This is a genomic window from Idiomarina sp. Sol25 (genome assembly GCF_033052775.1).
Classification (GTDB): domain Bacteria; phylum Pseudomonadota; class Gammaproteobacteria; order Enterobacterales; family Alteromonadaceae; genus Idiomarina.
The window spans coordinates 79584-106032 of sequence record NZ_JAUPEW010000004.1 but is presented as its reverse complement, the minus strand read 5'-3'; the positions used below and the strand labels follow the sequence as shown (position 1 = coordinate 106032).

The 26449-nt window shown below is 48.9% G+C and carries 25 protein-coding genes; 9 read left to right on the top strand and 16 right to left on the bottom strand.

The features are described 5' to 3' along the window. Positions 1 to 5 precede the first annotated feature (5 nt). The 4 genes from aceE to ampD all read right to left on the bottom strand — a co-directional run bounded on the left by aceE (position 6) and on the right by ampD (position 4922). Positions 6 to 2678 carry a pyruvate dehydrogenase (acetyl-transferring), homodimeric type gene (gene aceE, locus Q5L94_RS07825; RefSeq protein ID WP_286823013.1) on the bottom strand — a complete coding sequence of 891 codons (2673 nt, stop codon included), beginning with the start codon at positions 2676 to 2678 and terminating at the stop codon, positions 6 to 8. A gap of 25 nt (positions 2679 to 2703) precedes the next feature. Next, the gene (pdhR, locus tag Q5L94_RS07820) at positions 2704 to 3450 is read right to left on the bottom strand and encodes a pyruvate dehydrogenase complex transcriptional repressor PdhR (protein WP_317497880.1); all 747 of its coding nucleotides are present in this window, start codon (positions 3448 to 3450) and stop codon (positions 2704 to 2706) included. A gap of 85 nt (positions 3451 to 3535) precedes the next feature. Beyond that, positions 3536 to 4363 (bottom strand): beta-lactamase regulator AmpE, encoded by an 828-nt coding sequence (ampE, locus tag Q5L94_RS07815; RefSeq protein ID WP_317497879.1) that lies wholly within the window; start codon positions 4361 to 4363, stop codon positions 3536 to 3538. 10 nt (positions 4364 to 4373) lie between these two features. Continuing rightward, positions 4374 to 4922 (bottom strand): 1,6-anhydro-N-acetylmuramyl-L-alanine amidase AmpD, encoded by a 549-nt coding sequence (gene ampD / locus Q5L94_RS07810; protein WP_317497878.1) that lies wholly within the window; start codon positions 4920 to 4922, stop codon positions 4374 to 4376. Positions 4923 to 4989: 67 nt separating this feature from the next. Between ampD and nadC the strand changes: the two genes are divergently transcribed. The 8 genes from nadC (at position 4990) to yacG (ending at position 11417) form a co-directional block, all read left to right on the top strand. Beyond that, complete coding sequence (gene nadC, locus Q5L94_RS07805) at positions 4990 to 5859, top strand: carboxylating nicotinate-nucleotide diphosphorylase (RefSeq protein WP_317497877.1); 870 nt, start codon at positions 4990 to 4992, stop codon at positions 5857 to 5859. Positions 5860 to 5958: 99 nt separating this feature from the next. Continuing rightward, positions 5959 to 6456, top strand: coding sequence for a prepilin-type N-terminal cleavage/methylation domain-containing protein (locus Q5L94_RS07800; RefSeq protein ID WP_317497876.1), 498 nt, complete (start codon positions 5959 to 5961; stop codon positions 6454 to 6456). After that, a complete protein-coding gene (locus Q5L94_RS07795; protein WP_317497875.1) occupies positions 6456 to 7769 on the top strand; it encodes a GspE/PulE family protein in 1314 nt (437 codons plus the stop codon). The genes Q5L94_RS07800 and Q5L94_RS07795 overlap by 1 nt, the downstream gene beginning before the upstream one ends. After that, a complete protein-coding gene (locus Q5L94_RS07790) occupies positions 7756 to 8934 on the top strand; it encodes a type II secretion system F family protein (RefSeq protein ID WP_317497874.1) in 1179 nt (392 codons plus the stop codon). The genes Q5L94_RS07795 and Q5L94_RS07790 overlap by 14 nt, the downstream gene beginning before the upstream one ends. A gap of 15 nt (positions 8935 to 8949) precedes the next feature. Beyond that, the gene (locus tag Q5L94_RS07785; RefSeq protein ID WP_317497873.1) at positions 8950 to 9810 is read left to right on the top strand and encodes an A24 family peptidase; all 861 of its coding nucleotides are present in this window, start codon (positions 8950 to 8952) and stop codon (positions 9808 to 9810) included. A 2-nt stretch (positions 9811 to 9812) separates the two neighbouring features. Further along, positions 9813 to 10421 (top strand): dephospho-CoA kinase, encoded by a 609-nt coding sequence (gene coaE, locus Q5L94_RS07780; RefSeq protein WP_317497872.1) that lies wholly within the window; start codon positions 9813 to 9815, stop codon positions 10419 to 10421. 40 nt (positions 10422 to 10461) lie between these two features. Beyond that, positions 10462 to 11226 (top strand): cell division protein ZapD, encoded by a 765-nt coding sequence (gene zapD, locus Q5L94_RS07775; RefSeq protein WP_317497871.1) that lies wholly within the window; start codon positions 10462 to 10464, stop codon positions 11224 to 11226. After that, a complete protein-coding gene (gene yacG / locus Q5L94_RS07770; protein WP_317497870.1) occupies positions 11223 to 11417 on the top strand; it encodes a DNA gyrase inhibitor YacG in 195 nt (64 codons plus the stop codon). Before zapD ends, yacG begins: the two co-directional genes overlap by 4 nt. A 35-nt stretch (positions 11418 to 11452) precedes the next feature. Here yacG and mutT read toward each other — a convergent pair whose 3' ends face one another. The 3 genes from mutT to Q5L94_RS07755 form a co-directional block, all read right to left on the bottom strand. Continuing rightward, positions 11453 to 11869: an 8-oxo-dGTP diphosphatase MutT gene (mutT, locus tag Q5L94_RS07765; RefSeq protein ID WP_317497869.1), complete on the bottom strand. Its 417-nt coding sequence runs from the start codon at positions 11867 to 11869 to the stop codon at positions 11453 to 11455. Between the two features lie 6 nt (positions 11870 to 11875). Further along, positions 11876 to 14593: a preprotein translocase subunit SecA gene (secA, locus tag Q5L94_RS07760; protein ID WP_317497868.1), complete on the bottom strand. Its 2718-nt coding sequence runs from the start codon at positions 14591 to 14593 to the stop codon at positions 11876 to 11878. Positions 14594 to 14676: 83 nt separating this feature from the next. Next, complete coding sequence (locus Q5L94_RS07755; protein WP_317497867.1) at positions 14677 to 15609, bottom strand: peptidoglycan DD-metalloendopeptidase family protein; 933 nt, start codon at positions 15607 to 15609, stop codon at positions 14677 to 14679. 88 nt (positions 15610 to 15697) lie between these two features. Here Q5L94_RS07755 and Q5L94_RS07750 point away from each other — a divergent pair, with 88 nt between their 5' ends. Further along, positions 15698 to 16102: a DUF721 domain-containing protein gene (locus tag Q5L94_RS07750; protein ID WP_317497866.1), complete on the top strand. Its 405-nt coding sequence runs from the start codon at positions 15698 to 15700 to the stop codon at positions 16100 to 16102. Here the strand turns inward: Q5L94_RS07750 and lpxC are convergent. The 9 genes from lpxC to murD form a co-directional block, all read right to left on the bottom strand. Further along, positions 16099 to 17019, bottom strand: a complete 921-nt coding sequence (lpxC, locus tag Q5L94_RS07745) for a UDP-3-O-acyl-N-acetylglucosamine deacetylase (protein WP_011233703.1) — start codon at positions 17017 to 17019, stop codon at positions 16099 to 16101. The two genes, Q5L94_RS07750 and lpxC, sit on opposite strands and share 4 nt — an antisense overlap. A gap of 123 nt (positions 17020 to 17142) precedes the next feature. Next, positions 17143 to 18342 (bottom strand): cell division protein FtsZ, encoded by a 1200-nt coding sequence (gene ftsZ / locus Q5L94_RS07740; protein WP_317497865.1) that lies wholly within the window; start codon positions 18340 to 18342, stop codon positions 17143 to 17145. Between the two features lie 39 nt (positions 18343 to 18381). Continuing rightward, a complete protein-coding gene (gene ftsA, locus Q5L94_RS07735; RefSeq protein ID WP_317497864.1) occupies positions 18382 to 19614 on the bottom strand; it encodes a cell division protein FtsA in 1233 nt (410 codons plus the stop codon). A gap of 6 nt (positions 19615 to 19620) precedes the next feature. Beyond that, positions 19621 to 20367 (bottom strand): cell division protein FtsQ/DivIB, encoded by a 747-nt coding sequence (locus tag Q5L94_RS07730; protein ID WP_317497863.1) that lies wholly within the window; start codon positions 20365 to 20367, stop codon positions 19621 to 19623. 2 nt (positions 20368 to 20369) lie between these two features. Beyond that, a complete protein-coding gene (locus tag Q5L94_RS07725) occupies positions 20370 to 21299 on the bottom strand; it encodes a D-alanine--D-alanine ligase (protein ID WP_317497862.1) in 930 nt (309 codons plus the stop codon). Beyond that, on the bottom strand, positions 21289 to 22761 hold the full coding sequence (gene murC, locus Q5L94_RS07720) for a UDP-N-acetylmuramate--L-alanine ligase (RefSeq protein WP_317498021.1): 1473 nt from the start codon (positions 22759 to 22761) through the stop codon (positions 21289 to 21291). Before murC ends, Q5L94_RS07725 begins: the two co-directional genes overlap by 11 nt. After that, positions 22754 to 23842 carry an undecaprenyldiphospho-muramoylpentapeptide beta-N-acetylglucosaminyltransferase gene (gene murG, locus Q5L94_RS07715; protein ID WP_317497861.1) on the bottom strand — a complete coding sequence of 363 codons (1089 nt, stop codon included), beginning with the start codon at positions 23840 to 23842 and terminating at the stop codon, positions 22754 to 22756. Before murG ends, murC begins: the two co-directional genes overlap by 8 nt. After that, entirely contained in the window at positions 23839 to 25068 is a 1230-nt protein-coding gene (gene ftsW / locus Q5L94_RS07710) for a putative lipid II flippase FtsW (protein ID WP_317497860.1), read from the bottom strand. Before ftsW ends, murG begins: the two co-directional genes overlap by 4 nt. Further along, on the bottom strand, positions 25052 to 26443 hold the full coding sequence (murD, locus tag Q5L94_RS07705) for a UDP-N-acetylmuramoyl-L-alanine--D-glutamate ligase (RefSeq protein ID WP_317497859.1): 1392 nt from the start codon (positions 26441 to 26443) through the stop codon (positions 25052 to 25054). Before murD ends, ftsW begins: the two co-directional genes overlap by 17 nt. Positions 26444 to 26449 lie beyond the last annotated feature (6 nt).

The window sequence follows — 26449 nt, the reverse complement described above, 5'->3', positions numbered from 1 at the left end:
CCTCCTTATGCTAAACGCGGGTTCAGCTTGTCAGTGTCGATATCGTAGTCTTTGATAGCTTTAGCTACCACTTTCTTATCGATATCACCTTGGTCTGCCAGCTCTTTAAGTGCTGCAACCACAATATAATGCGGATTCACTTCAAAGTGCTTACGCAAGTTAGCGCGGCTGTCTGAGCGTCCAAAGCCGTCAGTACCTAATACCCGGTAAGAGGTTGGTACCCAGGCACGAACCTGATCAGCGTACAACTTAACGTAGTCAGTTGCTGCTACTGCCGGTCCTTTTGCCTTTTTCATGACTTGCGTAATGTAGGCTTCTTTTTCTTTCTTCTCAGGATTCAGCATGTTCCAGCGGTCAGTATCCAGACCGTCACGTGCCAGCTCATTGAATGAAGTTACGCTGTAAACCGTTGAGTTCACGTCATACTCTTCAGACAAGATTGTCGCGGCTTCACGTACTTGCTGCAAAATGGTGCCACTGCCTAACAACTGAACGTCGCCTTTGGCCTTATTCTTGGCCTTCACTTTATCCAGTTCGTAAATACCTTTGATGATGCCTTCTTCGACACCTTCCGGCATTTCAGGTTGATGGTAGTTTTCATTCATTACAGTGAGGTAATAGAAAACATTCTCCTGGTCGCCAAACATGCGTTTCAGGCCATCGTGCACGATAACTGCAATTTCATAACCGTATGTCGGATCATAGCTAATGCAGTTTGGCACCGTGCCAAAGTGAACCATGCTGTGTCCGTCCTGGTGCTGCAGACCTTCACCGTTAAGCGTTGTGCGACCGGCAGTACCTCCGACCAGGAAGCCGCGGGTCTGACTGTCACCTGCGGCCCAGACTAAGTCACCGACTCGCTGGAAACCGAACATTGAGTAGTAAATGTAGAACGGAATCATCGGCTCGTTATTTAACGAGTAACTGGTACCCGCTGCAATCCAGGACGCCATAGCACCGAGTTCGTTGATGCCTTCCTGAATCACCTGGCCTTTTTTATCTTCACGATAATAGGCAACCTGGTCTTTATCCTGCGGCGTGTATTTCTGGCCATGGTGCGAATAAATACCCACCTGACGGAACAAGCCTTCCATACCAAAGGTACGAGCTTCATCCGGAATAATTGGCACAATACGTTTACCAATTTTCTTGTCTTTCAGCAGCGCTGTCAGTACACGAACAAAGGCCATAGTTGAGGAAATTTCACGATCCCCTGAACCTTTCAGAACCGCATCAAAAGCTTTCAGTGCGGGCAGCTCAAGCTCAACATCGCTTTCCGGACGACGCACTGGCATATAACCACCGAGCTTCTCGCGACGCTCGTTCAAATACTTCATTTCATCGCTGTCGTCGTCAAACTTGTAGTAAGGCAGGTCTTCCAGCTCTTTGTCTTCAAACGGGATATTGAAACGGTCACGCATGTGCTTAACCGCGTCTAAATCCATTTTCTTAACCTGGTGGGCAATGTTTTTACCTTCGCCCGCAGCACCCATGCCATAACCTTTTACGGTTTTCGCTAAAATAACCTGTGGCCGACCTTTGGTATTAGCGGCTTTATGGTACGCCGAGTAGACTTTTACCGGGTCATGCCCGCCACGGTTTAAGCGCCAGATGTCTTCGTCAGACAAGTTGGCGACCATTTCTTCGGTTTCAGGGTACTTACCAAAAAAGTTTTCACGGGTGAACTTGCCACCTTTGGCTTTAAAGTTCTGGTAATCACCGTCAACGGTTTCTTCCATTAACTGCTGCAATTTACCTTCGGTGTCGCGGTACAACAGCGGATCCCAGTAGCGCCCCCAGATAACTTTAATCACTTCCCAGCCGGCGCCATGGAAGTTACCCTCCAGTTCCTGAATGATTTTACCGTTACCACGTACCGGCCCGTCTAAGCGCTGCAGGTTACAGTTAATAACGAAAGTCAGATTGTCCAGCTCCTCGCGAGCAGCCAGACCAATAGCACCTAAGCTTTCTGGCTCATCGGTTTCACCGTCACCTAAGAAGCAGTAAACACGTTGTTTTGAACAGTCTTTAATGCCACGGTCAGTCAGGTACTTAAGGAAGCGGGCTAAATAGATAGCCTGAATTGGGCCTAAGCCCATAGAGACCGTCGGGAACTGCCAAAAGTCCGGCATTAAGTTCGGGTGCGGATAAGAAGGTAAGCCTTTACCGTCGACTTCCTGACGAAAGTTATTCAATTGCTCTTCGGTCAAACGTCCTTCAATGAAGGCCCGGCCGTAGATACCAGGTGACACATGCCCCTGGATAAACAGGAAGTCACCACCATCGTCTTCATTTGGCGCACGGAAGAAATGGTTAAAGCCAACATCGTATAACATCGCCGAAGAAGCAAAACTGGCAAGGTGGCCACCTAACTCTTCGCCTTTTTGCGATGCACGCAACACCATCATGGCGGCATTCCAGCGAATGGCTGAACGAATGCGCGATTCCAGCGTCTGGTTACCCGGCATAGTGGGTTCCTGACTGGCAGGAATGGTATTCAGATATGCCGTGGTTGGCTTATACGGTAAATAAGCGCCATTGCGACGAGCTTTGTCGACCAGTTGTTCTAACAGATAGTGCGCTCTTTCCGGGCCTTCAGCCTCAAGCACCCCCTCAAGAGCGTCTAACCACTCTTGAGTTTCCTGCTGGTCGACATCTTTGTTTAATTCTTCACTCATAGCTATTCCTTACCTTTTTATCAATTCAGGAACGTCGTAGCGAACGTTGAATGCGTGACTGTTCTTTGCCTAAGTTTAACAATGTCTGTTCAATATAGGCTAAATGTTGATGACACGCATCCCGCGCTTGCTCCGGTTTACCGGCAACAATGGCACTAACCAGCTGCTGACGGTGTTGATTCAGTTTTCCCAGCAAGTCGTCACGACCCGCCAGTATTTCCAGGTTCTGCCTAATATTTTCGGCCAGTAATTCCTGCATGCCATGAATGACATGCAACAAAATAACGTTGTGCGAAGCCTCGGCAATGCGGTGGTAAAACTCCACTATTGCGTTGACCTGATCGTCGATACTGTTAGCCCGGCTATTCTCTAAGTCTTTTATACTCTCGGAAATCCGATCCAGATCGGCGTCGGTGCCTCTTAACGCCGCATAAAAAGATGAGATGCCCTCCAATGCATGACGGAACTCAAGCAAATCAAATTGCGACTCTGGGTGTTTGGCCAGTAACTCAAATAAAGGTTCGGTCAGTTGCTCATTCATGCTGTTAATAACATAAGTGCCTCCGCCCTGCCGACGCTCTAAAACACCTTTTGCTTCCAGTTTTTGAATGGCCTCACGCAACGATGGCCGTGACACATTGAACTGCTGAGCCAACTGACGTTCTGACGGAAGTTTTTGCCCGGCACCGAGCCGCCCATCCACGATCATCTGCTCAAGATGAGCGACAATAGTGTCAGATAATTTCGTTTGTTTTATGGGTAAATCCGGCATAACGGTAAATTGGTCAGACCAAATGATGCGGTTATTCTAAATCATTTACCCACTGAGCCCAAATTTTTCTCAGCTGGTACAACCTCTAGTTTACCCAACCCGTTAAGGTTAAGGCGGCAATAACACACACCCAGAAAACCTGCTGGCGACGCATTAAGCGCAACTGACAAGCAATGTGCTCGGTTCTGTCGTCGGGATGCTGAGGGCTGTCTTCTGCTTTGCTGGCGACATTAAAAAGCAGTTTATCCGGATCGGTCTGCGGGTTCAGACAGTGCTTGGCCCAAACCGGAAACGCCCGTGAAAAATGCCCCACAATTAATAAGCCAAACCCGGCTAAGCGAGCCGGAACCCAGTCTGCGAACCACATAAATTGCTGCCAGGGTTTAGCCGATTTCTGTTTATTTATTAATTGCTTCTCGGCATAACGCAGACTGGCGTATACCAGAGCGCCAAAACTGCCAAACAGCACAAAATAAAACATCACCGCAATATATTGCCGATAATTGATCCAGATTAACGTGTCACTTAACTGTTTTGGCTGATGATGCCCGGCAAATTCACTTAATGCCTGTTGATGTTCATTTACCTGTTGTTCATCGCCTCGGTTTGCCGCTTTTAAATACGCTTTATAGCTTTTGCGGGCGGGCTGGCAATTCATTGCCAGCAGTAAAGACAAAATACTGACAATGAAGGTGACCATCAGGTTGTCCAGCAACACCACCAAAAAGCCGACAGCCAAAGCAGGAACCAGCAGGCGAACCAGTTGCAGTGGCTCACTTTCCCACTTTTCGTTTGTCAGCCGTGCCGCACTCCAGTGTTGCCAGCGTTCCAGAAAAAACGACCAGTGCAAAAAGGCCGGGCTGTGATACAAACGCTCAACGCTTAAAGCAATCAGCAACGCAATGAGAACCATTCATGACTCCTTATAAGGCATTTAAATAGGTTTGCCAGTCAAATTCACTGCCCGGGTCCGTTTTACGACCCGGGGCGATATCCTGATGGCCGACAATACGCCGGCGGTTTAGATTGGGATAAGTACCGATTAACGCCTTAGTGACTGCAATTAATTGTTCGTATTGCTCTTGAGTATAAGCACTGTGGTCGGTTCCTTCGAGTTCAATACCTATACTGAAATCGTTGCATCGTCTGCGCCCGCAATAACGGGACATACCGGCGTGCCAGGCACGTTTATCAAAAGGCACGTATTGCTCCAGCGTACCGTCCCGGCGGATCACACAATGGGCCGACACCCTCAGCCCTTTCAGGATAGCAAAGTCCGGGTGCGCATCGGGTTCCAGGTCGCCCATAAACAACTGGCGAATATAAGGTGTACCATATTGCCCTTCCGGCAGGCTAATACAGTGAATGACCAGCAGACTGACTTCAGCGCTTTGTGGGCGCTCATCGTAATGCGGGGACGGATGCTGCGCCGCAGTCGTTATTTTATGATTTTTTATCGGGTCGCTTTTCACAGGCTCAACAAAACGGTAAAGTTTGCCCCCTAGTATCCGTATTGTCTGTTAAAAGGTAAAGCCATCTATGAGCCAGCCCGAGCTGCAACTTGCTATTCAGGACGGTGTGCGCGCCGCATTGAAAGAAGATTTATTCGGCGAAGATGCCCGTTTAGATATTACTGCGCAACTGATCCCGGAACAAAGCCAGTCCCGTGCCAGCATTATTACCCGTGAAGACGCTGTCATTTGTGGTTGTGCCTGGGTTGAACAGGTGTTTCGCCAAATGGGAAATCAGGTGGAAATTGAATGGCTGGTCAAAGACGGCGATAAGGTAAAAGCCAATACGGAGCTGTGCCGCTTAAAGGGCCCCAGCCGTATTTTGCTGACCGGTGAACGCACGGCACTTAACTTTTTACAGACGCTATCTGCTACCGCGACCACCACTTATCACTACAGCAAATTGCTCGACGGTTATAAAACGAAACTACTGGACACCCGAAAAACCCTGCCTGGTATGCGTTTAGCACAGAAATACGCGGTGCGCTGCGGTGGCGGTGTGAACCACCGCATTGGTTTATTTGATGCTTACCTAATTAAAGAAAATCACATTTTTGCCTGTGGTGGCATTGCTCAGGCTGTAGCTACAGCAAGACGCCTGAACCCGGGTAAAACGGTGGAAGTTGAAGTTGAGAGTTTGGATGAATTCGCACAGGCCCTGAAGGCCGGAGCCGACGTCATTATGCTGGATAACTTCAGTATTGAAGACATTCAGCAGGTGGTACAGCAAAACCATGATAATGCCGGGCACAACGCGCAACTGGAAGTCTCGGGTAATATCACCGATGAGCGTTTGCCGGAACTGGCTGCCACCGGCGTTGATTTTATCTCCTCCGGCGCTTTGACAAAGAACGTCCAGGCAATTGATTTATCAATGAGAATTTCAGAAGATAGCTAAAAAATGATCATAGATAGCCAATAACTTACAGAAAAATAGAATTTACTAATTCGCTCGGGTGAACCACAGTTCTGCTGTTCTTAAACAGGGAGCTGAATTATGCAGGAAGTACATTTTCACCGTTTGCCCGTTCGTCGTTTATCCGTTCTTCGTTTTCCAGGTAAGGGTTTTAGTCTTATTGAGATGATGGTCGTGGTGGCCATCATTGCCATCCTCTCGGCCATTGCCGTTCCGTCGTACACCTATTACACCCAGCAGGCCAAAGTCAGTAAAGCCTTAGCCCATGCTCAGCCGTTACAGTTGGGTATCGCTTTATGCTGGCAAATTGAGGGGCAGTTAAACCAATGCAATCAGGCCGGAAATAAAGGCATTCCCGGCTTATCGTCACCTTTACCCGATGAGCTCAGTGATCTCAGTCTGACCGAATCAGCCGCGGTGCGCTTAACTCTTAACTCGGTGAGTATTAACAATCAGCCACTGCAAATTGAACTGACACCCAACGCCACGAATACGCATTTAGACTGGAGCGTTTCCTGTTCCGATTACAGCGAAATGCGCTCAGTGGTGCAAAACTGTGAACAGCAGGTAAGCTACTAATGACTGATTTCGCCTGTTGTTCACTCACCCACCTGCCCGGGCAGATGAGTTCGTCGGAGAATGAGCACGACCCTTTTCTGCAGCAACATGGTTTGCTGCTGTTTGCTCAGGGGAAAACATGGCTCATTTTAGTACAACAACCCGGATTTGCACCGGTCGACGAGGTATTGCTCAGCTTTTACAGTGATAAAAAAGTATTGCTGATTCGTGGCAAAGGCAAGCGACCCGGTATTCAACTGCCAAAGGACTCGGCTATCGAGTACGTTAATCAACTGCTGCTCTATTGCTCAGAGAGAGGGTTATCTGACCTGCATCTGCAACCTCTGAATCAAGGTGTTGTTGTCAGAGGCCGCGAAGCCGGACAGCTGCGCCGTTTAGATTTTATTCCGCGAGAGTTCGCACAGCAGATTTATTCGCGCATTAAAGTGCAGGCCAACCTTGACTTAACCGAGCAACGTCAGCCTCAGGACGGACGCTTGTCGGTGCAATCCGGTGATAATATGCAACTGGAATTCAGATTAAACTGCTGTCCGGTTATCGGTGGAGAAAAACTGGTGCTGCGGTGCTTACAGCCCACACGCAACATTCCCCCCTTACAGCAAACTGGGCTGCTGGAACAACAGTATCGTTGGTTTGCCCGCTGTTTAGGTCAGAAGCAAGGCTTAATTCTGGTGACCGGCCCAACCGGTAGCGGTAAAACTTCCACGTTGTACAGCGCAATTAGTCAGCTGGATACTGAGCGCAGCAACGTTTGCAGTGTTGAAGATCCGGTAGAGGTCCCGCTGCCGGGCTGCAGTCAGGTGATGGTCAATGCGCGCCAGGGGCTGACCTTCGCATCAATTCTCCGCGCCCTCCTCCGGCAAGACCCCGATGTCATCCTTATTGGTGAAATCCGCGATGCAGAGACAGCTAAAATTGCAGTTCAGGCAGCGCAAACGGGGCATTTAGTTCTTAGTTCATTGCACACCAACAGCTGCCTGGATACGTTAAAGCGTTTGCACTCCCTGGGCGTTAACCCGCTGGATATTCGCAGCTCATTAAAGCTTATCGTCAGCCAACGCTTACTGCCGGTAGCCGAAAGCTACAACAGAACCGAGAAAAAGCGGCAGGCAGTGTTTGAGATTGTGCCCTGGTTAGATACAGCAGAAAGGCTAATTGAGACATTAACCAGCTCACGAGCCTCCATTGACGATTTGCGTCATTATCTTAGCCAGTTCAACCTTCCCGACTTTTCGCAAGCGCTACAGCATTATATCGATAGCGGCTTAATCAGCCCTGCAGAAAAGGAGCGACTCAGTTATGAAAACGCTTAATTACTGCTGGCAGTGGCAGGCTGATAAGGCGTCCGGGCTGGTTCATGCAGACTCACTTTTGCAGGCTAAACAGTTGCTATCGCAACATCATATCCGTTGTACAAAAATAAAACGCTTATCTAAGCGCCAGAGAAAACTGAATAAACCTAAATTATCGCTCTGGTACACCTTGCTGCAACAAACCGCCAGTTTACTGGAGAGCGGACTGCCACTTTCAGAAGCTCTGAGGCACAGTATTTGCGAAACTAAGTCCAGAAGCCTGCGCTGGTTAATTGAAGATTGTATTCGCAATATTGAGCACGGCTTCTCGTTCAGTCGCAATTTGGACTATTACGAAAACTGGCTTCCCAAAGCTGACATTGACGCCATAGCCTGGGCCGAACAAAACGGACAGCTTGCCGATGCGTTACAGCAGTTACAAGAACTGGAAAAACGCCAGCATCAACTGAGAAAGCAATTAACCAAAGCACTGCGTTATCCCGTCATTGTATTAATAGTGGCTGCTGGTGTTTGCTTCATGATGATGGGCTGGGTTTTGCCAGCCTTTGCTGAACTCTTTGGTGAAGGCGAACTCCCATGGCTAACCGCTGTTTTATTGAATTCATCAGCACTTTTGAAAGAGCAGGCAGTTGTCATTTTCAGTGCGATATTCGTTGCGGCAGTTACTCTTTTTGCCGTTAAAAGCAAAGCTCCCCTGTTCTTTCAACGAACACTAGCGCAATTACCCGTTATTGGGCAATTACTTCAGGATATTAGACTGCAACAACTGTTTCACCGGCTCGCGGTAGCTTTGCGAGCTGGTATTGAAACCCGGCAAGCTATTCTCAGCACCGAGTCATCTTTGAGCTGGTTACCCCATAAGGCAGCTTTGCGTCACATTCATAAACAGCTAGAGTCCGGTAATGGTTGGGTCGACAGCTTCCGCTCCAGTACGCTGAACGAACCCCGCACTCTCAGTTTTCTTAAAGTTGGCGAGCAAAATGGTAAAATCGATAACGCCTTCGCCGCACTTGCCAATTTCAAGCGACAACGTTTTGAGGAAAACTGTGAGCGCCTGGTTGCGCTGGCAGAGCCCTTGCTGATGGTCGTTTTAGGCGGCATTATAGGTACTCTTTTGATCGCTATGTATTTACCGCTGTTTTCTATGGGGCAGCAGTTTCAATAACTAAGGAATAGAAGTATGGAATACTTGCTTGCTGCCGAGTCATTACCAACGCTGGTGGTCGCGCTGGCGCTGGGCGCCGTTATCGGTAGCTTCCTGAACGTAGTGATCACCCGACTGCCAATACAACTGGAACGCCAGTGGCAACATGAATGTGCCGAAATGAACGGTACGCCGGTTACCGAGCAGGACCGCTTTTCCATCGCGTTTCCGGGGTCACATTGCCCTGAGTGCAAGACCTCTATTGCCTGGTACGATAATATTCCGCTGTTGAGCTATCTGGTTTTGCACGCTCGCTGCCGCCATTGCCAAACCCCCATTCCGGTTACCTACTGGCTGGTTGAAATTATCAGTTGCGCGGCTTTCGGTCTGATAGGCTGGCATTTCGGGTTCACGCTACCGGCGCTGGTGTATGCTACGGTCTGTTCGTTATTGATTTGCCTGTTCGTTATCGACTGGCGTCATCAGTTACTGCCCGATCAGCTCACTTACCCTTTACTCTGGGTCGCTTTGCTCTGGTCTATCTCTGACTTAAGTGACATAACTCCGGCCTCCGCAATTATTGGTGCTGTAGCGGGTTATCTTAGTCTTTGGAGCGTGTTCTGGGCCTATAAGCTCATCACTGGCAAAGAAGGTATGGGCTATGGCGACTTTAAGCTGCTGGCGGCTATTACCGCATTTACCGGCGCGACTCTGTTGCCAGTCACTATTCTTGCCAGCTCGGTTTGCGGAGCCGTAATAGGTCTGATTATGTTGCGCCGGCAAAGCCGCTCACAACCTATCCCCTTTGGGCCTTTTCTAATCGGCGGAGGCCTGCTGAGTTACTTTTATGGTATGGAGCTGTTGTTCAGTTACTGGCATTGGTTAGGAGGCGTTTAAAAATGACCTACGTAGTGGGTGTAACCGGAGGAATTGGTAGCGGAAAGTCGGCAGCCACAGCGGAGTTTGAAAGGCTGGGTATAACCGTGGTCGATGCTGATATTGTCTCCCGTCAGGTGGTGATGCCGGGCAGTCCATGCCTGCAAGCTATTGCAGAGCACTTTGGTCGCGATCTGCTAACGGATAAAGGGGAGCTTGACCGCAAAGCTCTACGCCAAAAAATATTCTCTGCCCCCGCAGAAAAAGACTGGTTGAACAGCTTGTTGCACCCAGCCATACGAGAGGAAATTCTGGTTCAACTGGAGCAGGCTAGCTCGCCCTATGTAATTTTATCAGCGCCGCTACTACTGGAAAATAATTTAGATAAGTACTGCCAGCGGGTATTAGTGGTAGATATTCCGGAAGAATTGCAACTGCAAAGAACCGTTCAGCGCGACGAGAGTCCAAAAGAGGAAATTGAGGCAATAATGAAAGCTCAACTGAGCCGTGAAACACGACGTCGTAAGGCGGACGATATTCTGAATAACGAGGGCAGTATCGATGACTTACGTCAGCAAATTAACCAACTGCATCAGCGCTATCTTGCGGCAACCATTGCACAGGAAAAGTAATCCGCTATCATAGCAACAGAGTTCAACAATCGGCAATCGCATGACATCTACTGATAACGACAACATTCTCTATGAATATCCGCTTCAGGAGCGTATGCGAACTTATTTGCGTTTAGAGCATGGCTTCGAACAGTTAAAAGCAAGCCGAACCTGTTTTGATGAACAGGCTGAGCCCTTTTTTAATGCCCTGTTTGCTGTCACCGAACTACTTGAGCGCTGTGACATTCGTACCGAACTGACGAAAGATTTAGAGCTCGACAAACAGCGTTTACAGAAATGGGAAGAACACCCCGACGTTGACCGCGACGCATTGCGAAGAACCATTAATGAAATTGAGCATTGCCTCAGCACGCTGCAGGATATTCCAAAGTACTTACGCCAGCTCAAAGACGATGCGCTGCTGGCAAGTATACGCCAACGGTTCAGCCAACCTGGCATGAGCGGCTTATTTGAATTACCGCAGTTACATTTATGGTTAAGTCAGTCTGCTGAAGAGAAGCAGCAACAATGCGAAAGCTGGAGTCAGACACTGGCTTTTGTCGAACTGGCTATTACTTTAAAACTCACCTTATTACGCGAGCAATCCGTTTTTGCGCCAATACAATTGCAAAATGGTTTCCTGCAGGAAAGTTCAGAGCAGTTACTTGCCATGCTGCGAATTAGAGTCCCCCGCTCGGCGAAGATTTATCCTGTCATCAGTGGGCATCGGCAACGATTTACGGTACGATTCATGCCCTTACCGGGGGAGAACAAAGAAACATCCCTGCACGATATTGAATTTGAACTCGCAAGGTGTAGTCCATGAGCATTAGTGTTAACTGCCCAACCTGCCAGACTCAGGTGGAATGGTCAGAAAAATCCCCTGCCAGACCTTTTTGCAGTGAGCGATGCAAGCTTATTGATTTAGGTGAATGGGCAAACGAAGAAAAAAGCATTCCGGGCGAACCCGTTGTCATAGCTAACGACGACTATAACGGTGACGAGCAGGACTATTAGTTCAGGTAATCGCTATTAGAATATGAGTTGCTGTATTAATAAGCGTTTAATGACTGCATAATGCATTCGACAATGGGCTGATTAGCTTCCGGAAACTGGAATGCATCCAGCTGGTTTTTATCAACCCAACACCAGTCCTGACCTTCTAACTGACGCGCTTCACCGCCGTAAGAAAGCACCCACCAGACATCGAGTAAAACTCGCTTGTCTTTGTACTGATGCTCTATGACGGTTAACGGTGCCATATCGGTCACATCAATACCGCACTCTTCTTTTAGTTCGCGCTGCAACGCTTGTTGGACATTCTCGCCAGCTTCGACTTTACCGCCGGGGAACTCCCACTTATCACCCTGATGTTGTTCAGGGTGACGTTGGGCGATAAAAATTTCGCCCTGCTCATTTTCAATCACGCCGACTGCCACGTGGACAGCAGGCGATTTTTGGGTTTCCATAAAAACCTATAGTTTACCGTGACAATGTTTGTATTTTTTACCTGAGCCACAAGGGCATGGTTCGTTACGGCCCACTTTTGCGCCTTTACGAACCGGTTGTCCCTGAGCACTATCAGAGCTTTTCTGAGGCTCTTCAGCTGCCGGGCCACTTTGCTCATGACGGAACTCACGTGGCGCGCTATCGGCAGCCTTACGTTGCTCGTCCACTGCATCGACATCTTCCTGAGCACGTACTTTAACCTTGCTCAGAATAGTCACAACGTCGAGCTTCAGGGCTTCCAGCATCTCGGTAAAGAGCGCAAAGGCCTCTTTTTTGTATTCTTGTTTCGGGTTCTTCTGAGCATAACCACGCAGGTGAATCCCCTGACGCAGATGGTCCATTGCCGCTAAATGTTCTTTCCAGTGTTGGTCAAGGCTCTGCAACATAATGGATTTTTCAAAGCGCCGCAGAACTTCCGGCCCTACCACCTCTTCTTTCTCCTGGTAAGCTTTAACCAGCTGCTCCAGTACTCGCTCGCGCAACACTTCCTCGTGGAAATGCTCTTCTTCGTCCAGCCATTGCTGCAATGGCAGCTCTAAATGGAAATCACCACGCAGACGCTCTTCTAAACCTTTCAAGTCCCAGAGCTCAGCCAGAGACTGAGGCGGAACGTACTCACTGATCACAGAATTGATAACGTCTTCACGTATCGCAACGATGGTTTCAGAGATATCACCTTCATCCAGCAATTCATTACGCTGGTCATAGACAACACTACGCTGATCGTTGGCTACGTCGTCGTACTCAAGCAGTTGTTTACGTACGTCGAAGTTACGTCCTTCCACCTTGCGTTGCGCGTTTTCAATAGCTCGCGTTACCCAGGGGTGTTCAATGGCTTCGCCTTCCTTCATCCCCAGACGCTTCATCATGGTTCCAATACGGTCTGAAGCGAAAATCCGCATAAGTGGATCTTCCAGCGAGAGATAGAAACGCGATGAACCCGGGTCACCCTGACGACCAGAACGACCGCGTAACTGATTGTCGATACGACGCGACTCATGGCGTTCGGTACCAATAATGTGCAAGCCGCCAGCTTCAATCACCGCGTCGTGAAGTTTTTGCCAGCCTTGCTTTATTTTTTCAATTTTTTCGTTAGATGGCTCTTCCAGCTTTTCAACTTCTGCCATCCAGCTTCCGCCCAGAACGATATCGGTACCACGACCGGCCATGTTGGTCGCAATGGTCACTGTTCCCGGACGGCCTGCCTGAGCGATAATGTCGGCTTCGTGTTCGTGGAATTTAGCGTTCAATACCGCATGAGGAATTTTCTTTTTCTTCAGCAGCTGTGACAAAAGCTCAGAGTTTTCAATAGAAACCGTACCCACCAACACCGGGCGCTTTTGCTTACGACACTCTTCAATGTCCTCAGCTATAGCTTCGTATTTTTCCAGTGTCGTCAGATAAATCAGGTCGGCCCTGTCATCACGAACCATTGGTTTATTGGTTGGCAGTACAATGGTTTCCAGACCATAAATAGACTGGAACTCGAAAGCTTCAGTATCGGCTGTACCGGTCATACCCGCAAGCTTGTTGTATAGACGGAAATAATTCTGGAAGGTAATAGAGGCCAAAGTCTGATTTTCGTTCTGAATTGGTACGCCTTCTTTGGCTTCTACCGCCTGGTGCAGACCTTCAGACCAACGACGGCCTTCCATTGTCCGTCCGGTGTGTTCATCAACAATGACAACCTTTTCGTCTTTGATGATGTAATCCACATCCTTTTGAAATAGATGATGAGCTCGTAAAGCAGCATTGATATGGTGCAATAAACTGATGTTGCCGGCAGAGTAAAGCGAATCATCCGCTTCCAACATGCCTTTCTCTTTCAGTAGCTCTTCAATGTGTTCCTGACCATGTTCGGTAAGATGCAGCTGCTTGGCTTTTTCATCAATAGTAAAATCGCCGTCACCTTGTTCTTCTTCAGTGTCTTCTTTTTCCTGACGAACTAAGTGTGGAACCAGCTCGTTCATTTTACGGTACATTTCTGAACTGTCTTCAGCCGGACCGGAAATAATCAGCGGCGTACGGGCTTCATCAATCAGAATTGAGTCGACTTCATCGACCAAAGCGTAGTTTAATTCGCGCTGGACTCTGTCCTGTGGTGCAAAGGCCATATTGTCGCGCAGGTAATCAAAACCAAACTCGTTATTGGTGCCGTACGTAATATCGGCCTGATAAGCCGCTTTTTTATCTTCAGGCGCCATACCCGGAATGTTGAACGCAACGCTCAACCCAAGAAAGTCGAATAGTGGCTGGTTGAATTCAGCGTCTCGCTTGGCAAGATAATCGTTCACTGTAATAATGTGAACGCCTTTACCCGGTAGGGCATTCAAATAAGCGGGCAAAGTCGCTGTCAGCGTTTTACCTTCACCCGTTTTCATTTCTGCAATACGGTTATCGTTCAATACCATACCGCCAATCAGCTGTACGTCGAAGTGACGCATACCGAAAACCCGCTTGCTGGCTTCACGAACCGTAGCAAAGGCTTCGGGTAAAATTTTCTCTATTTGCTCACCGCCGTTCAGGCGCTTACGAAATTCCGTGGTTTTCTCTTTTAGCTCGGCATCACTTAACGCTTCGAACTCGGGTTCCAGCAAATTAATTCGCTCAACGTCTTTCTTCATAGTTTTGAGAATGCGATCGTTGCGACTACCAAATACTTTTCGAAACAGACTGCCTAGCATGAGATTGATTTATCCTGTGTTACTTTCCTGAACAACAAAAGCGGTACTTAAAGCACCGCCTACGTTCTAATTAAATTACCGAGTTATTTTGAGTCAGCTTTACGATACACAAACTGATTAGGGTCAATTTGACGGCCGTTGCGCAAAACTTCGTAATGAACATGCGGTCCGGTCGACCGACCACTGCTGCCCATTTTCGCAATTTGCTGGCCGCGGGTAACAACATCCCCTACTGAAACTGTTAATTCGTCGTTGTGACCATAACGGGTTTTTAAGCCACCACCGTGGTCAATTTCGACTAAAGTACCGTAACCGTATCTGTCGCCGGCCCAGGTAACAACACCGGCTCCGGTAGCAATAACCTTAACGTCTTCGTTATAACTGGCAAAATCTAACCCTTTATGCATAGCGGGCGTGCCATTGAAAGGATCTTTACGAACACCATACTGCGAAGACAACCAACCGTCTGAGATTGGGCGACCTGCAATATATGCATCATTATTAAGTTGGTGATTCATCATCACAGATTCAAGTAGCGATAGCTGTTTTTGTTTGTCAGAGATCTGCGACAACATATCTTCAATTTCAGTAAGGACATCGGTACCAGAACTGTGAGGAAGTTCAGCAACTTCTAGTTCTGGTCCACCAATAGGAAGTTCCTGATTAAAGCTAAACTCACCGTTGTCCAGATTAGCAACGCCGGCTAAACGCTCACCCAAGGCGTCCAGACGACGCATTTGAGCCCTTAATTCACCCAGGTAAACCGTCATGGCACCCAAGCGCTTTTGAGTGTCTTCTTTTAACCCTTTTAGTGCCTGCTCTTGTAAAACAAGCTTTTTCTGCTCTTCCGTAATTTTGTTCTGTGCCACCGCAGGATCAATCCCCTGATACTGCCATGGCTGCCAGGTAGCAAGGCCAATAAAGGCTGCAATGCCGACAAAGGAAAAAAATCGACGTCGACTTAACCGAATACGAAAACGTATTTTGGAGCCTCGATAAAAGACTGATAAACTCATCTGAACTCTCTTAATATTTGCCTACTACGCAATTATGTCACGACACCCGAAAACACCATCAGAATGGCTTCGTTCAGGTCAAAAAACCTTGTCGTCAACATTACGACATTATGCACAGTTTGCCGCCCAACTTTCGCATTGGCAACAATTGTTTCAGCAATCCGTTGATAAAAACACCAGTCAACACTGCCAATTACTGAATATCCGCGATGGTCAAATGATCATTCAGGTGGATAACGGTAGCTGGGCAACCAGGCTAAAACTTCAGCAAGCAGCCATTATAACGCATTTTCGCAATAATGCGACGGTCCCGGTACAGAGCCTTTCAATTAAGGTGTCTCCGTCAATGAACAGTTTTGAGAAAAATATTAAAAATCAGAAAGATTCGAGCAGCGCAGAGCGGCTACTGACAATGGCTGAGGGATGTGATGAGCCGTTGAAGTCGGAATTAAAAGCGTTGGCGGCAAAATTTACCGCCAACGATAAAGGTTAAGCTGTTGTTGTTGCTGGTGACCAAAAAGCGATAGGTGCCGTAGCCTGCTCTTCGTCAAAGGTCACAAATTCCCATGCTGACTGTTGCGCTAATAATGCCTGTAATAACTGATTATTCAGCGCATGCCCTGACTTGTAAGCACGCAAGTGACCTAAAATACTGTGGCCCCCCATGTACAAATCACCAATAGCGTCCAACATTTTGTGTTTTACGAATTCGTCATCGTAACGTAAGCCGTCACTATTCAGAATGCGGAATTCGTCCAGCACCACGGCGTTATCAAAACTGCCGCCTAATGCCAGATTGTTTTCCCGTAAATACTCAATGTCTTTCATAAAGCCAAAGGTACGGGCACGACTAATTTCTTTGATAAAAGCATTCGCGCTAAAATCGATACTAACGGTCTGCCCTGTGTCTGCGATAGCCGGGTGTTCAAAGTCGATAGCAAAGTCGATACGGAAACCATCGTGGGGTAGCAGTTCCGCCCACTTATCACCGTCTTCGACACGTACCGGCTGTTTGATCCGGATGAACTTTTTCGCTGCTGACTGCTCTTCAATGCCCGCGCTTTGTAGCAGGTAAACAAACGGGTGCGAGCTGCCGTCCATAATTGGAATTTCATGCGAATCGACTTCGATAATCGCATTATCAATTCCAACGCCGGCCAGCGCAGCGAGCAAATGCTCGACGGTAGAAACGCGAACGTTTTCCTCATTGATAAGACAGGTACACAGCTGCGTATCACGCACCCAGTCGGCCCGTGCTGGAATATCCACCACAGGGTCAAGGTCCACACGACGGAATATCAAACCAGTATTGGCCGGCGCAGGGCGTAAAGTAAGGTTTACTTTATTGCCTTTGTGCAGCCCAACACCTGTGGTTGATATCGCTTGCTGTAATGTACGTTGCTTAATCATGGTACTTGCTCACCTACCTTTATATTCGGTTCGCCATGGCGAAAGCCAAAGCGGCCGCATATTATACGACATTTGTCATGGTTCGATCAAATTTTACGCAGACTTATCAAGCATTACGTCAATTTAGTCGACCTGTTTTCGCAAGAAAGCCGGAATATCCAGGTAATCGAGTTCTTTATCCTGTTTAGCTTTGGCAGCGGGCTGACGTTTTGGTTCCGCTTTTGCTTCCGCTTGCAGCTCTTCCTGCTCCTCATAACGAGGTGCTGCCGCGCCGCGGTCTATATCATTACTCCGATAAGCCGGTTGCGGTTCACGCTTAGGCGCTGTCTGGTTCGTATTATTCACCAAAGAGATATCGGGCTTACGTTCAGCGCCAATACCTGTAGCGACAACCGTTACGCGCAGCTCATCAGACATTTCAGTATCGATAACCGTACCCACGATCACTGTTGCGTTATCGGAAGCAAAGGCTTTAACCGTATTACCAACGGTGTCCAGTTCTTCAATACTCATGTCCATGCCGGCGGTCACGTTAATCAGAACACCACGAGCACCAGACAAGTCGATGTCTTCCAGTAACGGGCTGTTGATGGCCATTTCTGCCGCTTCCTGCGCACGGTCTTCACCGCTGGCAACACCGGTACCCATCATTGCAGTACCCATTTCTTTCATAACCGCACGAACGTCAGCAAAGTCAACATTGATAAGACCCGGACGAGTAATCAGCTCTGCAATACCTTGAACCGCACCCAACAACACGTTGTTTGCTGCGCTAAAGGCATCCAGCAAGCTGGTTCCACGACCCATAACCTTAAGCAACTTCTCGTTTGGTATGGTAATTAACGAGTCGACACTCTGTGCCAGTGCGTTAATACCTTCGTCGGCTACGGCCATGCGCTTTTTCCCTTCAAACGGGAAAGGCTTTGTTACAACGGCAACCGTAAGAATACCCAGTTCTTTGGCAACCTCTGCAACAACAGGTGCTGCACCGGTTCCGGTCCCGCCGCCCATGCCAGCTGCAATAAACACCATATCGGCACCTTCTAGGTGGACTTTGATGTTCTCACGGTCCTCTTCTGCCGACTGACGACCCACTTCAGGATTAGCGCCAGCGCCAAGGCCTTTCGTGATGTCCTGCCCTAATTGAATGGTGACATCTGCCGTATGATTACGCAGAGCCTGCGCATCAGTATTGGCTGCAATAAACTGCACACCTTCAATTGATTCTTTTACCATGTGCTGGACAGCGTTTCCGCCGCCACCACCGACGCCAATCACCTTAATGACGGCTTCGCTTTCATAATTGTCCATCAGTTCGAACATAATAATTCTCCCTACCTGCTTTTAACGTGCTACCCCAAGTTAAAACTCACCTTTGAACCAACTCTGCACTTTTTGCCAGAGTCCGATCACGTCAGTTTTAGAGCTTTCTTTTTGTGACACAGCGGCATCTTCCTGCCCATACCGTAACAGTCCCACCGCTGTGGCATAAACCGGATCTTCGACGTAATCCCGCAGGCCTTTCATGGCCCGAGGAACGCCGATACGAACCGGCATTTGAAAAATTTCTTCGGCAAAATCGACGCAGCCTTCCATTTTTGCGCTACCGCCAGTAATCACCACCCCGGCAGCAATCTGTTCGTCTAAACCACTTTGCTGAATTTCGTCCCTGACCAGCTCAAGCAATTCCTGATAACGCGGCTCAACGACTTCGGCCAGCGTATGACGCGACATGACTCGCGACGGGCGCCCCCCCACCGAAGGTACCTCAATAGTGTCTTCCATGCTGACCATTTGTCGCAGTGCACACGCATGCTTGGTCTTAATTTCTTCCGCGTGGTTGGTCGGCGTACGGAATATTTTCGCTATGTCACTGGTAACCTGATTACCCGCCGCCGGAATGACCGCGGTATGACGCAATACACCGCCCGCGTATAGGCAAATATCAATGGTACCGCCACCTAAATCGACCAGCGCCACGCCTAAATCTTTTTCGTCATCGGTTAATACTGAGATGCTGGACGCTAACGCTGAAAAAATCAGCTTATCCACCGACAGCCCGCAACGCTCAACCGCTTTTATAATGTTTTTCGCCATATCGTTTGCACAGGTAATAATGTGCACTTTGGACTCCATGCGAACACCCGACATGCCAATTGGGCTGCGAATGCTCTCCTGTGAGTCGATGACGTACTCTTGTGGCAAGACGTGTAAAATACGACGCTCTTTTGCAATAGGCACTGACTGTGCTGCGTGAATCACGCTGTCGACATCGTCCTGAGTCACTTCAGCGTCGTTAATCGGTACCATGCCACTTTCGTTCTGACAGGAAATATGGCGCCCGGAAATGTTCAGATACACCGAGGCCACACGACAGTCAGCCATAAGTTCAGCTTCATCAACAGCGCGCTGAACTGATTGAACAACCAGGTTAAGGTCATTCACACCGCCTTTGTCCATGCCACGCGAGGTCGCTGTACCAACACCGACAACGCTGATCTCATTATCAGGCAGCAACTCGCCAATAAGCGCTGTCACTTTGCTGGTGCCTATATCCAGACCTACAACCATATTGTGTTCCGATGTTTTTGACATAACCGTCTAACTCTCACTTTTTGCTTCACGCCAGGCCACTGCGGCCCCGGTGTCGTATCGTAAATCCACAGTATCGATTTCGTTGTTTTTACTTTTTTCGTGCTCAACGATGCTGGGAAACACATCGATAAACCGCTTAATTCTTTCTAGTGTGGCTTCCCGCCCCAATTTAATTTCAATTCCCTGTGCCAGAACGACGTTGACCGCAAAGCGTTCCGTTAATCTCAACGCTTTTATCTGAAAGCCATTAACTTCGAGCATTTGCTGCACCCGGTGAAACTCTTTCCAGGTCTCTTTAACCGCATTCTCCGGACCGAACAACTGTGGCAAACTGCTCTCTACCCTCGTTATATCAGCCCGAAAAACGTCCTGATGCTGATTGATAAGCCTATCGCCGTTCCACATGGCAACAGGTTTGTGCTCTGTCACATAAACCGATAGTTTATCCGGCCAAACCTTTCGAATAGAAACCTTTTGCACCCAGGGTAGCTGCTCTACCCGCCCTCTTAAATCATCCACATTTGCCGTGAAAAAGCTTCCTAACGGCTCCGCAGTCAGTGCCCGTCTTATCCCTTCACTTGCGGTGTAGTGCAAATCGCCTTGAACACTGAGTTCAGACAGCGGTACTTGTTGCTCGTCTGTCAGCACTTCGTTTAACTGATAGATACCAACCAGTGCCCCCGCAATAGTCAGGCATAACACCACCACACCTGACCAAAAGTTGACTGAGCGCAGGCGCTGTTCAGCGGCCATCGTTAGCGCTCCAGCGTTTGCGCTAAAATGCGCTCCACTAAGTCATTAAATTGTAAACCTGCAACTTTTGCTGCCATAGGAACCAGACTTTTCTCTGTCATTCCCGGTACCGTATTGGCCTCTAATAAGAACCACTCACCCGCGTTGTTGCGCATTACATCAATACGCCCCCAGCCGTTGCCTCCTATGGCTGCGAAAGCACGTTCAGCCAACGTTCGCAAACTTGCTTCGTCATCGTCATTTAGTCCTGCAGGACAATGATACTGGGTATCGTTTGCCTGATACTTGGCTTCAAAATCGTAAAACTCATGTGGCGTTTGCAGTCGAATAACCGGTAATGCCTTACCTTCTAATATGCCAATAGTATATTCCGCACCTTCAACCCACTGTTCGACTAAAAGGTCATCATCAAACTGTGCCGCATGCTGCAACGCTAAAGCCAGGCTTCGCCCGTTATCGGCAATGCTCATACCGATAGAAGAGCCTTCACGTGCTGGTTTTACAATCACCCGGCCACCGAGCTCCTGCAACATGGCTTCCACATTCACTTGCTCTATTTCAGCTTGCGTTACCACCCGCCAATTGGCGGTTGGCAGACCCAGTGAATGCCAAATTTGTTTACAGCGCACTTTATCCATACCCAGTGCACAGCCCAGAACATCACTGCCGGTGTATGGCATTTCCAGTATTTGCAATGCACCCTGCATGCTGCCATCTTCACCGCCGCGGCCATGTAAAGCGATAAACACGCGGTCAAACTTTTGCTCCACAAGCTCCTGCAAACTATGCGCTGCCGGGTCGAATGCGTGTGCATCGGTGCCTTTTGCAACCAGGCCTTTTAATACCGCCATTCCGGATTTCAACGAAACATCGCGCTCAGCCGACGTACCGCCCAGCATGACAGCCACTTTACCAAAGGCATTAGCTTTCATGACTCAACACCTCAGTTGCAATTCGCTTGGCCAAGGCGCCAATATTTCCAGCGCCCTGAGTTAACAGCAAATCTCCCGGTGCCAAAACCGACTCAAGCACTTCGGGCATGTCATCCACGGTTGCCACATAAACAGGATCTATCTGTCCGCGCTGGCGTATGGAACGACATAATGAACGACTGTCAGCACCGCTTACCGGCGTCTCCCCGGCACTGTAAACTTCCAGCATCAGCAATACGTCAACCTGCGACAGCACGTTAACGAAATCTTCGTATAAGTCCCGTGTACGTGAGTAACGGTGCGGTTGAAATGCCATTACCAGACGGCGTTCCGGCCAGCCTTCCCGCGCGGCCTGAATCGTGGCAGCAACTTCTGAAGGGTGGTGACCATAATCATCCACCAGCATGACTTCGCCCGGCTCTTTGTTCGTGTCTTTATCTGAGATGACAAAGTTCCCGTAATGCTGAAAACGACGGCCGATACCTTCAAATTTATTCAATGCTGACTTAATGGCTTCGTCGTTAATTCCTTCATCTGTTGCTACAGCTACTGCGGCCAGAGCATTCAATACATTATGCTTGCCCGGCAGGTTCAGGCACACGTCCAGTGGTTTCAGCCCTTTACGTAAAATGGTAAAGCAGCTCTCACTGGCGGTCTGCTTATAATTTATTGCCCGTACATCAGCAGCTTCGCTGAAACCGTAAGTCATTGTCTGACGCCCGAGTCGCGGTATTAGATCGGCCACTACCGGGTCATCGACACACATAACCGCTAAACCGTAAAATGGCAGGTTATGCAAAAATTCAACGTAGGTGTCCAATAACTTATTGAAATCACCTTCGTAGGTGTCCATATGGTCCGCTTCGATATTCGTGACTATGGCAACCATTGGCTGCAAATGCAGAAACGATGCATCGCTTTCATCGGCTTCAGCAATGAGGTACTTACTGTTACCTAAGCGAGCATTCGAGCCGGCACTATTGAGCAAGCCGCCTATCACAAAAGTTGGATCGCGATCCGCTTCGGCAAAAATACTCGCAACCAATGACGTGGTTGTGGTTTTACCGTGCGTACCGGCTACCGCAATACCGTGACGGAAGCGCATAAGCTCGGCCAGCATCTCTGCACGACGCACCACAGGTACACGCAACTGGTGTGCTGCAACCAGCTCAGCGTTATCTGTCTTTATCGCACTGGATACCACGACCACACTGGCACCTTCGATGTTATTCGCCATATGCCCCAGAACCACTGTCGCTCCAAGGCAACGCAAACGATCGGTATTGGCGTTTTCGGCAATATCTGAACCCGAAATTTGATAGCCCTGGTTTAACAGAACTTCTGCAATACCGGCCATACCCGCACCACCGATACCAACGAAATGTATTCGCTGTACCCGGCGCATTTCCGGGACGTTCACAATAGTAAATGGCTGTGCGTTGGTTGCGGTCATGCTAGTCATCGCTCTTTTTATATTCCATACATTCATTCACCAGTCGTTGCGTTGCCTCTGGCATCGCACACTGGCGAGCGAAACGCGCCATTGTCCACAGTTGTTGTCTGTCATGCAATAAACGTTTTAACTGTCGTTTCAATGCGCCTTCCATTACTTCAGTTTGCGGCAATAAAACTGCCGCACCATGGCTTTCTAAAACCTTTGCATTAGCGGTTTGGTGATCATCCACAGCGTGTGGCAATGGCACCAGAATGGACGCGACACCCATTACCGCCAACTCCGATACGGTTAATGCGCCAGCGCGGCAAATAACCAAATCAGCACTTTTAAAAGCGTCGCCCATATCTTCAATAAATTCGGTAACTTTAAGCGTTTTAAGCACCGACGTACCCTGATAAGCCTTCTCAGTTGCCGCTCCGCGTTCAGCACCACACTGATGAACCACGTTCAGTTCGACACCTTCTAATGTTTTGACGGCTTCCGGCACCGCTTCGTTCAATACCTGCGCACCTAAACTTCCGCCGACCACCAATATATTCAAGACACCGTCTGCTTTTGAACTTTCTGTCTGTTCAGCCGCTTGTGCCAATAACCCCTTGCGCAGTGGATTGCCAACAACCGGATACTGCTGCCACTGCGGGAGGGCAACCGGCAGCCCCAACATAACTTTGTTTGCTCTGGGAGCTAACAACCGGGTGGTCATGCCCGGTATGGCATTTTGTTCGTGCACCACTAAGGGAATGCCCAGCAGTTTGGCGGCTAACCCCATTGGGGCGCAGACATAACCACCAAAGGTTGCCACTACCTGTGGCTGCAGCGTCTTCAGTAAACGCCGACACTGTAAAACCGCTTTCGCCAAAGTCAGTGGCATAAACAGCTTTCTCTTCAGCCCATGACCGCGAACCCCGGTCATGCTAATGCTGTGTAAAGGAAAGTTCGCGGCCGGAATTACCCGGCTTTCTAACCGACCTTCCTGCGTACCCAGCCAGTCAACTTGCCAGCCGTTGTCGCGCAGCTGCTCCGCCACCGCTAACGCCGGAAAAATATGACCGCCGGTGCCTGCTGCTGCTATTAAGACTTTATTCATTCGGCACCTCCGCGCGGTGCCACTTTGCGACCCAGCATTCGACGTTCATGGTCTATGCGTAACAGCAACCCAACGGCCAGAGCCGAGATTATCAGGCTGTTACCACCGTAGCTTACCAACGGCAACGTCAACCCTTTGGTTGGTAGTGCTCCGGACGCAACACCGATATTCACGAAAGCCTGGATACTAAACCAAATACCAATACCGTAGGCCAGATAACCACCGTAACGTTGTTCACGCATTAAGCAGCGGCGGCCAATAATTAAGGCTCGCCATACCAGCATTAATACGGTTGCAATAACCGCCAGCACGCCAAGGAAGCCCAGTTCCTCGGCAACAACCGCCATAATAAAGTCTGTATGCGCTTCCGGCAGATACTGTAATTTTTGAATGCTATTCCCCAAACCGACACCACTGAATTGGCCCTGACCAAAGGCAATAAGTGACTGCATTAACTGATAACCAGCACCGAACGGATCTTTCTCCGGTTCCAGAAAAGTGAGCAGTCGTTGCATTCGGTATGGCTCAACGATGATCAGTAAAATTAGTGCCAGCACGCAGGTAATGAATACCGCAAAAAACTGCCATAGCCTCGCGCCAGCTAAAAACAGCATGGCCACGGTGGTTGCCGACATGACAACCACCGTTCCGAAATCCGGTTGCATTAATAGAAGCACAGCGGCAATAAACAATAGCGCCAGAGGTTTGATAAAGCCTTTAGTCGCTTCTCTAACTTCGTCTTCCCGGCGGGACAAATAACTGGCCATGTAAATACAGAAGAAAAGTTTAGCAACCTCTGCCGCCTGAAAAGTAATTGGACCGATTTTAATCCAGCGCTGTGCACCGTTAACTTCATACCCCGCAACTAAAACCATTAGCAGCATAATCAACCCGAGCAATAACAGCTTACCGCTCTGTTGATTCCAGCTATTAGCCGGTACCCGTAAAGTTGCCAACATAACGGCTAAACTAATCAGGATATAAATGCCGTGACGAATGGCAAAATGGAACGGATTACCCGTTAAACGCTCTGCCGTAGGCAAGGACGCAGACGTGACCATAACGAAGCCAAAGGCCAGTAACGCCATTGCCAGGGTAAACAGCATACGGTCGTAAAGTGGCTGACTGGTTTTTGGTTGAAACCAGTTAATCAGCTTCTGCCAACGACTACCAACGTCAGAGGTCGGTATCTCAAGATTCAACTGTTCTTCACGCACTGTCGACATCAAGCGCCTCCACTGCATGACGGAAACTGTCGCCCCGATGTTCAAAATTTTGAAATTGGTCAAAGCTTGCACACGCAGGCGATAACAGCACCATGTCGCCGGTTTGCACTAAAGATGCCGCCAGCTCCACAGCCTGCTGTAAACTATTTACCTGCCGTGAACCGTTAAACAACTGACCAATGCGGGGGCCGTCCTCACCTATTGTTAGTAAAATATCAACCCGTTCCAAAGTCGATTGCAGTTCGCGGAAATCTGCACCTTTGCCGACGCCACCCGCTATTAGCAGTAAACGCCCGTTTATCGTTGGCCTCAGGCCCTCAACCGCTGCGGCGGTCGCACCAATATTTGTCGCTTTTGAATCATTAACCCAAAACACGCCATTGTTGTTACTGACTAACTCACAGCGATGCGCCAGGCCTTTAAACTCTTTTACGGCGCTAACCGCGGCTTCAATATCAATATCTATTGCCTGACACAAAGCCAGGGCTGCCTGCACATTCACCAGGTTATGAATGCCCTGCAGTTGCAATTGATCTGCCCGCAGTACGACACTGCCACCGAAAGTCACGGCAACCGGTCCACTAACACGGTCGATATTTCCAGACAGCAAGCCAAAGTGTTTGGGGTGCGAGTCGTTACCGAAGGTCATTAACTTTCCGGTAACCGGATGTGGCCAGGTATCCTGCTGCTGACGATTCAGTATCCAGGTTTCGGCATGAGTAAAAATACGTTGTTTGGTTTTTACATATTCGTCCAGAGTGCAGTAGCGATCCATATGGTCAGCGCTGATATTCATAAGCGCTGCGGCTTTAAGCTTTAAGCTGGAAATTGACTCCAGCTGAAAACTGGAAAGTTCGAGTATCACAGCATCGGGCTGTTGATCCTCCAGCAGCAAATCGAGTACTGGTACCCCGATATTACCAGCGGCTGCCACTTTCTTGCCACAGTGTTCAGCAATGAACTCGACCATGCGAGTTACTGTGGATTTTCCATTAGAGCCGGTTACCGCCACTATCGGCAATGTTGATTCTTGTGCGAACAGCTCAACGTCACCAACAATTGGAATCTCTGCATCACGCGCCAGAACTATTGAGTCTTCACGTAAATCGATGCCCGGACTGGCAACGATTAAGTCGGCCGCCAGGGTGTCTTCTAATTCCCAATGCCGATTAAGCAGTTCGGTATCGCCCAATATTTGTTTCGCTTCTTCCAGACCCGGAGGGTTTTCACACGAATCAAAAACCTGAATTTGAACCTCAGCGAACTTCTTATCCTGCTGCCGTTTATGTTGCAAATAGCGCAGCACAGACACCCCGGTCTTTCCAAGACCAAGGACAACAATGTGTTTTGTGTTCTGCCAGGCTATTTTAGTCATTATTTT

What these genes read in the sequence shown, in the direction of transcription:
- yacG (WP_317497870.1), top strand. Translation starts at nt 11,223, where the DNA reads ATGAGCATTAGTGTTAACTGCCCAACCTGCCAGACTCAGGTGGAATGG.
- ftsZ (WP_317497865.1), bottom strand. Translation starts at nt 18,342, where the DNA reads ATGTTCGAACTGATGGACAATTATGAAAGCGAAGCCGTCATTAAGGTG.
- Q5L94_RS07730 (WP_317497863.1), bottom strand. Translation starts at nt 20,367, where the DNA reads ATGGCCGCTGAACAGCGCCTGCGCTCAGTCAACTTTTGGTCAGGTGTG.
- pdhR (WP_317497880.1), bottom strand. Translation starts at nt 3,450, where the DNA reads ATGCCGGATTTACCCATAAAACAAACGAAATTATCTGACACTATTGTC.
- mutT (WP_317497869.1), bottom strand. Translation starts at nt 11,869, where the DNA reads ATGGAAACCCAAAAATCGCCTGCTGTCCACGTGGCAGTCGGCGTGATT.
- murG (WP_317497861.1), bottom strand. Translation starts at nt 23,842, where the DNA reads ATGAATAAAGTCTTAATAGCAGCAGCAGGCACCGGCGGTCATATTTTT.
- murC (WP_317498021.1), bottom strand. Translation starts at nt 22,761, where the DNA reads ATGACTAGCATGACCGCAACCAACGCACAGCCATTTACTATTGTGAAC.
- aceE (WP_286823013.1), bottom strand. Translation starts at nt 2,678, where the DNA reads ATGAGTGAAGAATTAAACAAAGATGTCGACCAGCAGGAAACTCAAGAG.
- ftsW (WP_317497860.1), bottom strand. Translation starts at nt 25,068, where the DNA reads ATGTCGACAGTGCGTGAAGAACAGTTGAATCTTGAGATACCGACCTCT.
- Q5L94_RS07795 (WP_317497875.1), top strand. Translation starts at nt 6,456, where the DNA reads ATGACTGATTTCGCCTGTTGTTCACTCACCCACCTGCCCGGGCAGATG.
- ampE (WP_317497879.1), bottom strand. Translation starts at nt 4,363, where the DNA reads ATGGTTCTCATTGCGTTGCTGATTGCTTTAAGCGTTGAGCGTTTGTAT.
- Q5L94_RS07725 (WP_317497862.1), bottom strand. Translation starts at nt 21,299, where the DNA reads ATGAAAGCTAATGCCTTTGGTAAAGTGGCTGTCATGCTGGGCGGTACG.
- ftsA (WP_317497864.1), bottom strand. Translation starts at nt 19,614, where the DNA reads ATGTCAAAAACATCGGAACACAATATGGTTGTAGGTCTGGATATAGGC.
- nadC (WP_317497877.1), top strand. Translation starts at nt 4,990, where the DNA reads ATGAGCCAGCCCGAGCTGCAACTTGCTATTCAGGACGGTGTGCGCGCC.
- coaE (WP_317497872.1), top strand. Translation starts at nt 9,813, where the DNA reads ATGACCTACGTAGTGGGTGTAACCGGAGGAATTGGTAGCGGAAAGTCG.
- Q5L94_RS07785 (WP_317497873.1), top strand. Translation starts at nt 8,950, where the DNA reads ATGGAATACTTGCTTGCTGCCGAGTCATTACCAACGCTGGTGGTCGCG.
- zapD (WP_317497871.1), top strand. Translation starts at nt 10,462, where the DNA reads ATGACATCTACTGATAACGACAACATTCTCTATGAATATCCGCTTCAG.
- Q5L94_RS07790 (WP_317497874.1), top strand. Translation starts at nt 7,756, where the DNA reads ATGAAAACGCTTAATTACTGCTGGCAGTGGCAGGCTGATAAGGCGTCC.
- Q5L94_RS07800 (WP_317497876.1), top strand. Translation starts at nt 5,959, where the DNA reads ATGCAGGAAGTACATTTTCACCGTTTGCCCGTTCGTCGTTTATCCGTT.
- murD (WP_317497859.1), bottom strand. Translation starts at nt 26,443, where the DNA reads ATGACTAAAATAGCCTGGCAGAACACAAAACACATTGTTGTCCTTGGT.
- lpxC (WP_011233703.1), bottom strand. Translation starts at nt 17,019, where the DNA reads ATGATTAAGCAACGTACATTACAGCAAGCGATATCAACCACAGGTGTT.
- Q5L94_RS07755 (WP_317497867.1), bottom strand. Translation starts at nt 15,609, where the DNA reads ATGAGTTTATCAGTCTTTTATCGAGGCTCCAAAATACGTTTTCGTATT.
- secA (WP_317497868.1), bottom strand. Translation starts at nt 14,593, where the DNA reads ATGCTAGGCAGTCTGTTTCGAAAAGTATTTGGTAGTCGCAACGATCGC.